General features: G+C 62.1%; 2 protein-coding genes and 1 pseudogene. 1 reads left to right on the top strand and 2 read right to left on the bottom strand.

Features of this window, described 5'->3' with window-relative positions:
• Window positions 1-921: pseudogene (locus tag WCA53_RS30195) on the top strand (hypothetical protein); the annotation flags it as partial.
• 109 nt (window positions 922-1,030) lie between these two features.
• On the opposite strand, the gene WCA53_RS30190 reads toward WCA53_RS30195, so the two are convergent.
• Window positions 1,031-1,792 carry a DUF4410 domain-containing protein gene (locus WCA53_RS30190; RefSeq protein ID WP_423920020.1) on the bottom strand — a complete coding sequence of 254 codons (762 nt, stop codon included), beginning with the start codon at window positions 1,790-1,792 and terminating at the stop codon, window positions 1,031-1,033.
• A gap of 247 nt (window positions 1,793-2,039) precedes the next feature.
• Window positions 2,040-2,955 (bottom strand): ATP-binding protein (locus tag WCA53_RS30185; RefSeq protein ID WP_423920017.1); only part of this gene is annotated, 916 nt, incomplete at its 5' end.

Genomic DNA, 2,955 nt, shown 5'->3' with positions numbered 1-2,955 from the left:
ACTTCAAGCGACCGTCTGCCCAAGGAACCGGAAATGCGAAAGAAAACAGGTAGCGAGTCCCCACGGGTGGTCGCGAAAGGGTCGAATCAAGCGGTTGTGAAGAAGACTCCTGGACCTGCGCCCAAGGCGGCGCCTGCGAATGCCAAGGCACCCTTGAAGTCGAGTACGCAGCAGTCGCTGCCGCTCAATGATGCGGCTACTGTGGAAAAGATTCGTCGCGCCAACTTGCACGTGATCACGTCGCGCAATGGATCGAAAGCACGGTTGGGGGTCTTGATGGAACTGAGTGGGTCCAACATGGCCCATCGGTTGCACGGCAAAAAACGAATGGACGACGTAGAAGCGAACCGGTTCACGAAGCGCCTTGGATTGCCGGCTGGATGGCTGGATGTCGAGCGTTCAGCAACGGACATCCCTGCTGCGGTAGTCAAGCTCCTCACGCCGGCTTCGCGCGGTCATGCATCGGTCCATCAGGAACAAGTGCCTGCGACTGCAACTTCGATGGAAAAGAACGCAGCGACCAAGGGCCCGATCGCGAAGAAATCTACGCCGGGCGTTCTCCCGTCCGTGGTCGCTGTCGCTGTCGATGAAAGCCCAAGTCGACCCGCACGTACTGTCGGTCGTAAGCCGGTGGATGTCGCTAAGCAGGAAGCATCCCTTGGGGATTCATCGGCCGTCCCTGTCAATTCGGCAGGCGATATTGAGCTATTGGCGTCCGCCCAGCCTTCCGAGCTTCTGCCCGCGGCAGGGCTGGACTTGACCTTTACGCCCCCCGTCAATTCTGTGACCAGCTTGGACAGCCTTCAGGGTCTTAGCCCAATTGCAGAGGCGCTGCTAAAGACGCTCGCGGGCAAAGCACGCACAGGCCGCCTGGACGAGATGAAGGCATTGGAACTACTGCAGCAGGCCGTGTTGTTGTAAAGCCAATGCGGTGGCCGCCGTACGAATGTTTCGTTCGAGACGCGCGGCCATAGCCCTGGAAGCCGGTTTGGTCTTTTAAGCCAGGGGCCACCCCCTCCACGCACACTCCTCAATCCACCCGCTCAGCCGACATCCAGCCATTCGCCGCGCTCGTCGCCGCCACCTGTTTCGCGATCGAATCGGCTAATTTTTTAGCATCCGCAGAAATACTGTCGCGCTTCACCTCGGATACGCCATGCAAGGACGCGCCTGCCGCGGCGGAAGTCGCGAGATGACCCGCTGCAGCGCCGACCCCGGCTGTTTCGGCCACGCCCGGCATGTGGCCGCTATCGGCATCGGCTGAGAAGCTTTGCAGCGGCTCGGGCGAGCCGTCCGCCGGTTGGTAAAGAATCTGGACCGACGCGCCGACCTCACTCTTGCCCGCGCCAAGGCCGATCAACACGCGACGCCTGCGCTTACCTTCATCGATCGTCTGGAAGTTACCCTCAACGATCAGCGCATTCCGCCCTGCGGGCACGGGGCCGTCCGCGCGTGCTGCACGCAGTCCCATCGATTGCAATTGCCGCACGATTTCATTGGACACCTGCTCGCGCGCTTCAATTGCCGTCTGAGTCTGCTCGTCAGCGGCCGACCCGCCGGCGATTTTCGTTTTCAGCTTCTGCGCCATGCCGCTGTCCAATTTCACCTGATCCGGTGTGGCATCGAATGAATACACATAGATGATGTCCGCCCGCACCTGCGGATGAACGGTAGCCTGACTCACGCTGGCGACGCCCTCGGCGCAGCCTGCAAACAAGAGCGATCCCGTCACCAGCGCCGCGCCCGCCAAACGAGTCGCGTTGTCAGCGAGGAATTTGAATGAAGTCCGCATGTCGATCCTGTCATCGGCACTGTCGTGCCGCAAATTGCCGAAAAATGTCGCCGACAATCGTTCGATCCTAAGGATCACAAACCATCGGAGATCATGCCCGCGTGAGTTCAGCTCGTCTGCTATCGGTGCGCGCCGCAACCCACAGACGCAAGTATGAAAGGAGCCGGCTTCGAGCGCCATGCGGAAAGTATGTCGAGCTATGTCACCCATGCCGTTTGTTCAGACGTAAGGCTCGCGGATCTTCGCTTTAAGCGGTGTGCCGGTTCAGCGGCAATGCCACCACCGCTTCGAGACCGCCGCCGTCACGCGCGCGAAACTGCAATGATCCGCCGTGCAGGCGCGCAATGCGCTCGACGATCGCGAGGCCCAGGCCGGTGCCGCCCGAATGGCCGCGCGCATTTCTGCCGCGGCTGAAGGGCGCCTTGAGCTGCTCGAGTTCCTCCGGGCCGATGCCGCTGCCGCGATCGCATACGGTGACATACGCCGTGCTGCCTTCGGACCAGCTGCGTACGAGAAAACCGCTGCGCCCGTACACCACCGCGTTCTGCATCAGGTTCATCAGCAGACGCATCATGCTCACCGGCCTGAACGCAAACACCGGCACGTCGCCGAGGGACAGTTCGAATTCATGCCCGAGCCCCGCAAAATCCGCGGCGAGCTGACCCACCAGCGCATTGAGATCGCCGGGCTGCGGGATCTCACGCTCTCCGCTGCCGGCGTAGTCCATGAACTGCTGGAGGATCGTGTCGATCTGATCGAGGTACCCTTCCGCCGACGCCACGAAGGGTTCATCGGTGCCACGCGGAATCGCCATTGCCATCGCGAGACGCAGTTTGGTCAGCGGCGTGCGAATGTCGTGAGACACGCCCGCGAGCATGAGTGCCCGCGTCGCTTCGGCCTGCTGCAATGCCTGGGTCATCTGATTGAACGCGCGGCTTACCTGGGCGATTTCCGTCGGACCGTCGATGGGAAGCGGCACAGGGGCTTCGCCCGCGCTGACGTTGCGCGCCGCCCGCGCCAGATCCTGAAGCGGACGGTTGATATGCAACTGGATCAGATAACCCGTCAGCGCCGCCAGCAACGCGAGGCCCGCCGACAGGGCGAGCGCCGTGGCGATACCGCTCGCCTGCGCGTCGGCGGTCATCGGCAGGGCGATCCAGCAC

Origin of the sequence: Caballeronia sp., assembly GCF_049581465.1 — a bacterium.
Taxonomy (GTDB): domain Bacteria; phylum Pseudomonadota; class Gammaproteobacteria; order Burkholderiales; family Burkholderiaceae; genus Caballeronia.
Note: the sequence above shows the minus strand (reverse complement) of the source record. Positions and strands in the feature narration are given on the sequence as shown.

Excerpts from the sequence above, each read along its gene's own strand:
- WCA53_RS30190 (WP_423920020.1), bottom strand. The coding sequence starts at position 1,792 with ATGCGGACTTCATTCAAATTCCTCGCTGACAACGCGACTCGTTTGGCG.